We start from the raw sequence: 6,000 nt of genomic DNA, 5'->3' as shown, positions 1-6,000 counted from the left end.
GCCACTCGGAACTGGACACCGCGCCGGACGGTCTGGCTGAACCCGGACCGGGAAGACCCGCTGGTTCAACGCGATCAGCGATTAGAAGCCGCCTGATTCCAGGTTCCAACAAGCTTGACAGGCATCGAAAGGCTTACAATATAGATAGCCCTGAAATGTGTGGCAGTTCTCATTTATCAAAAAATTCTGTATTTCTAACGTCTCAACACCTTCAGCCAGAACACCAAGACCTAAGCTGTAAGCGAGTGCAATAATAGCACGGACGATAGCTGCATCGTCTTGATCATCAGCCAGATTTTTAATGAAACTTTGGTCTATTTTGAGCACATCTATCGGTAATTGCTTAAGATATGCCAATGATGAATAGCCAGTACCAAAGTCATCCAGAGAAAACCTGATGCCATGCTTCCGCAACAAATGCATTCTCTCTACAGTCTTTTCTAAATTATTTAAAAAAAGTGTCTCAGTGACCTCCAGCTGAATATTTTTAGGGTCAACACCAGTCTCGTTAATAATGGCAATCACGTCATTTACAAAACTATCTTCTTGAAATTGTAAAGCGCTGACATTGACTGACACTTCCAAGCTTTCAAGAAACCCTATTTTTTTCCACTCAGCCATTTGAACACATACTTTTCTTAAGACTTCCTTACCAAGCACTCCAATAAGCCCTATTTCTTCAGCGATAGGTATGAAGTCTCCCGGTGAAATAAGTCCTTTCTGGGGGTGAAACCAACGGATCAACGCCTCGGCCCCTATACAGCGTCCTTCACTATTTATCTTTGGTTGATAATAGGGGATAAATTCATTAGCTATGATGCCTGCTGGAATATTTCTATCGAGCCATGCTCGCAAATCCGCTCTCGCTTGCATGGCAGGATCAAATAGCCCTACGGCATTGCGATTTCGATGTTTAACGTCATAAAGCGCCAAGTCTAGGCGCTTCATTATCTCTTTTGAACTATCCTTACAGGGTTCAATTAAAGTGACACCTATACTACACGTGCGGTGAATATGAAGCGCTTCTGCTTCATATGGCTCATTCAGTACCATGTGAATGCGCTCTGCCAGAGCAACTAACTCACAAATAGCTTCTTCGCGTGAACCCGGTAAGTGGTCAAGAAGAATAGTAAACTCATCCCCACCCAGTCGAGCAGCATGCAATCCTTGTCCAGCAAGGGTCTCCAGACGACGTGCAACTCCCTTCAGTAGCTGATCGCCAACATTATGTCCCCATGTGTCGTTGAGAACTTTAAAATGGTCCAAGTCTATCAGCATTACCCCTGCATAAGCGTGCGTATCAGATTGAACCTCCATAATACTCTCTAGCTGATGCTGGAAAAATTGTCTATTCGGCAAATGCGTCAGCGTGTCATGAAATGCTAAGAACTCAATTTTCTCTTCACTTCTTTTGCGATCAGTTACGTCACGAAAGTAAACAGATAAGCCATCACCCGATGGATATATGTGCATTTCAAGCCACATAGCTAAGTCTTTAGAAAAATACTCGAAATGTCGTGTTATTTGTTTATCCATCGCATAACAAAGCTCAGCCTCTATCTGTGATCCTATAATCTCTGGAAAAACCTCCCAAATAACTTGATACAATACGGTGTCCCGGGGCTTTGACAACAGCTGCTCTGCTTCAATATTGAAATAGTGAAGCATCCACTGTCTATCTAAGGTAAAGAAGCCATCTGTGATACTTTCAAGAGTACGATTTAACGCATTAGCAGAGTTCGTAAGCTCATCTTCTAATACTTTACGATCATGAATATCTAGCGCACTGCCATACCATTTGTATATATCGCCATATTTATCACGAACTGGGACAGCACTGACTCTATACCAACGGTAAAAGCTCTCATTTTTATTATACAAGCGAAAATCGATATGATACTGCTGTTGGTTTAAAACAGCATTTTTCCATACTCTTTGACACCTCTCTACATCTTCAGGGTGCAAAGCACTCAGCCACCCGCCCGCTGGTAAGGCATCATTATGAATACCGGTGGCCTCTTCAAAATGTCGATTAGCGTAATCGATCCTCCCATCCGCATCTGCTGTCCAAACAATGGTTGGCATAGCTTCCGCGAGCTGCCTAAACTGCCTTTGACTATGGGCAAGATTTTCTTCAACCCGACGCTGGTTAGAAATGTCTTGCAAAGCCCCTTGAACGCTAAAACCGTTCGTGCCAGCGTTATCCATGGCAGCACCAATGATTCGAACGATCCGCCGATTACCTTTTGATGTGCAAATTTCTGCTTCTTCATCAAAAGATGCTCCTTCTCTTATACACTCAAAAAAGGCTTTCTTAATACGTTCTCTACATTCAGGTATGTAATAAGACAACGCCTCATCGATTGTTAATTGAGAGTTATGAGAGGTTTCATGTATGGAGCACACTTCGTCTGACCAGTAGAGCACTTGGCTATGTGAATCGTAACGCCACCCTCCTAAATCAGCCATTTCACCTGCAATGGCTTGCAAACGCACTGCTTGCAACCGGGACTGTTGATCACGTTCGCGACGTATAGCCGAGGATAGTGTGTTGATAAGACTTTCTAAGCCTTGGAGATGACTATCACCAAAAGATTCGTTATCACTATAAAAGGTATAAAGCCCCCCCCAGCAACGGTCTGGCTCTTGAACAGGCACACAAAGAGCCCGAGTTAACTGAGGCCAGTCTTTTAAGGTGTTACGTAGTGTTAATGGTAATTCTTCTATAGTGTACTCTACATGACCAATCGCTAACGGTGCCAACCCACTACTGGACAACCTCAGCTGATTAGGCCAGCGCATATGGTTGCTGCTAGACTCTGCGACAATAGTATCTTGATGGTCTGACTCTCCTAGCTTTATCAAAACAGCTGAAGTAAAACCGAAAAGAGTAACAGCTAACTCAACCGCCTGTTGATAAAGCTCCTCAATGGTGGCGCCCTGTAACCCTGCACGGCTAAAGGCCGCGAGCGAAGCTTGTAGCTGAGCGGAAAATGCCATTGATTGCTCAATCTTTTTTCGCTCGCTGATATCACTGACAGAAGCAAGTGTATGCAGCACACCATCAATATTGATCGGAGCTAAGCCAACTTCTAAAGGAAACAGAGTGCCATCTTGGCGTTGCCCCATCAGTTCACGCTCAGGCATCATCTGTCGAGTTTTTGGTTCACGTGCAAAGTCTTGGCGATGCTGGGCGTGTTGAGCCCGTATCTTTGGGGGTAATAAATCATCGACTGACAATCCTATCAGTGCGCCTGGTACGTAGCCAAAAGCTTGTTGAGCGATTCCATTAGCAGATTCAATAATGCCACCAGGTCCCGTCAACATCATGCCCACGGGTGCAGCCTTCAGAATAGCCTCCATATTCTTAAGCCGCGCAGACTCAGCATTTACAACGCGCTGAATAGAAACGTAATACTCTGTATTTTTAGTTTCATCTAGTACATGAGTGATATTCCACTCGACCTGATAAGGTGACCCGTCTTTCCGATAATTAATAGTAGAACCAACAAACGTCTCCTTACGTTTTAAAGACTCACGTAAGGCCTTCAATACACTGGGGTCTGTTTCAGCGCCTTGCAAAATGCGTGGCGTCTGGCCTACTAATTCGTCGACAGAGTATCCCGTCATCTGACAAAACGCAGGATTCGCATACAAGATGCGTGGGCCTGGCAAAGCTAGATCTGCGCTGGTTAGGATGACGGCATCAGGCGAGTGCCACATGACGTCGGCAAAAGACAGCTGGTCCCAAATACGGCGCGTCGATTCTTCGTTTCTATACACAGGTAAAGCCTTATATTGCGAGTTGAAAATAGTCGATCACGAGGCCTATCAGCCCCTTGATCAGCTCGCTACTTTTCATGAGCAGAAAAATCTATCCAATCATCACCGCTCGTGCCAGACGCTAACGATTTAGTCGAACGCGTATCCATCGTCAGTTGAGGATTGGAAGGCGTGAGATTGATTTCTGCGGATAATTCTCTACCTGTGGGATGTGTACGGAACGCACGAATAGCATTGAAAAGCTGTAAGGTTTGGTTCTCTAGAGCTTTTGTCGCAGCACTGGTTGATTGCATTTGTAGCGCACTGTGCTGAACGCTTTGTTCCATCTGGTTGATGGCATCACCAATTTGCGCGATGCCGTTACTTTGCTCCTGGGAAGCAGCTGTGATTTCCTCCATGATGTCATTTACTTGTCGACTTGCTGCAACAACACGACTTATCGCTGATTCCGTTTCGGATACCACTTTGGAGCCTTTGTCGATCTCCTCTCGAGAGGCATTAATCAGCTGGTGAACGTGCTTAGCAGCTTCTGATGAACGATTTGCCAAACTGCGCACCTCACCGGCAACAACAGCGAATCCACGACCTTGTTCGCCCGCACGAGCTGCCTCAACCGAGGCGTTTAGCGCCAGGATATTCGTTTGGAACGCAATCGCGTCGATGGTCGACACCATTTCACTCATTTGCCGGGCACTGGCTGTTATTGCCGCCATTCGCTGAACCACTTGATTCATGGCCAAGCCAGCTGACTCCACCTCTTTAACATTGGAGAGCGAGAGTATGCTGGCTTGATGTGCATTATCCGCATTTTGTTTCACAGTGGCGGTCAGCTCTTCGGTACTGGCTGCCGTCTGCTGAACAGAGGCAGCTTGGTCATCACTGCGTAAACCAATTTCCTCATTACTCACGCGAATATCAGACACAGCCGGTCGTACTTTATTAATTCCTGAATTAACATCTTTTACAATCCCACCCAGCCCTTTTTTCATAGAAGAAAGAGCCTCCATAAGCTGTCCAATATCATCTTGGCCATGGTGAGGGACTTGCACGGTCAAATTACCGGCAGCGACTTGCAGCACGAATCGTTTTGATTCGTGCATTGCTCTGGATACTCTTTTTTGTTGCGTCACGCCAAGTATTGCTACGGTGAGCGCCATAAAACACGCGATTGATAAAACAAGCGCTGCGTTACTTTGCGAACTCTGAAGCATTGCCAGGGCCGTAATACTGGCAAATGAAAACGCAGTCAGCCAATACGTATGCGCTTTTGTCGACACCACATCTAATCGACTCAGGGAAGCAATGAGCCCCCTGCGTATTACTCGTCCTCTGTGCAACCGATACTGCTTGCCTCGGCCCTCTCGCCAGTCGGCGTAGATGCGCTCTGCGAACTCCACGTCACGGCGCTCCGGGCGCACACGTAAAGAGGCGTAGCCAATCACACTGCCCTCTTCTTCAATAGGCACCACGCTCGCACGCACCCAATAATGGTCGCCATTTTTACAGCGATTTTTTACCAACCCGGTCCATACGTGTCCTTGCTTGATGGTGCTCCAAAAATCTGCAAAGGCGGCAGGAGGCATATCAGGGTGTCGGACAAGATTGTGGTCTGCATTGATGAGCTCATCCAACGTAAAACCGCTAATCCTGACGAAAGCAGGATTCGCATAGGTAATTTTGCCCTGCAGATTGGTACGTGAAATCAGCAGATCAGCTTCATCAAGCTGAAGTTCGTTTTGGGTCACGGGGAAGTTCGAGCGCACAGGTAGGAACCTCATCAGCGGGTGGCTAATAAATTTTCATGAGCTTTTTTTATAATCTCTTAGGATTTAATAATTATTAATAGCTAAGACAATCATGCACTTTACCTCATACTAAACGACTTTTTTTGATCTACATCAAAAAATTCACGCGCCTTACTGATACCATCCTGAAGCATCAAGATTAATTCTCATCTCCTCAGGATGCATCAGAGTAGCCACAGTCACAACGACTTTTGTAATGCAGCTCAACCAGCTTTTAAACTGTATGTTGCATATCCTTCCTTTCATTAAAATGATTTTCATTATCCTTTATTCCTATCAATACGAAGCAATGATGTGCGCCAAAACGCAGAATTCATCCCTACTTGAGCTTTTTTGAAGCGTTAGCTAATTCAGCACTTTTTCAACTGTTATGATGGCTAGACTCCTCCATAAGAGATAGGCGATACGCGAT

At 45.7% G+C, this 6,000-nt stretch carries 2 protein-coding genes; both read right to left on the bottom strand.

Annotation, left to right across the window (positions count from 1 at the left end; translation table 11 throughout):
* Positions 1-81 precede the first annotated feature (81 nt).
* Positions 82-3,783 carry an EAL domain-containing protein gene (locus MHM37_RS05045; protein ID WP_239295911.1) on the bottom strand — a complete coding sequence of 1,234 codons (3,702 nt, stop codon included), beginning with the start codon at positions 3,781-3,783 and terminating at the stop codon, positions 82-84.
* A gap of 68 nt (positions 3,784-3,851) precedes the next feature.
* Entirely contained in the window at positions 3,852-5,528 is a 1,677-nt protein-coding gene (locus MHM37_RS05040) for a PAS domain-containing methyl-accepting chemotaxis protein (RefSeq protein WP_239295912.1), read from the bottom strand.
* Between the last annotated feature and the right edge of the window lie 472 nt (positions 5,529-6,000).

Source organism: Halomonas sp. MMH1-48 (genome assembly GCF_022348105.1).
Classification (GTDB): domain Bacteria; phylum Pseudomonadota; class Gammaproteobacteria; order Pseudomonadales; family Halomonadaceae; genus Vreelandella; species Vreelandella piezotolerans.
Note: the sequence above shows the minus strand (reverse complement) of the source record. Positions and strands in the feature narration are given on the sequence as shown.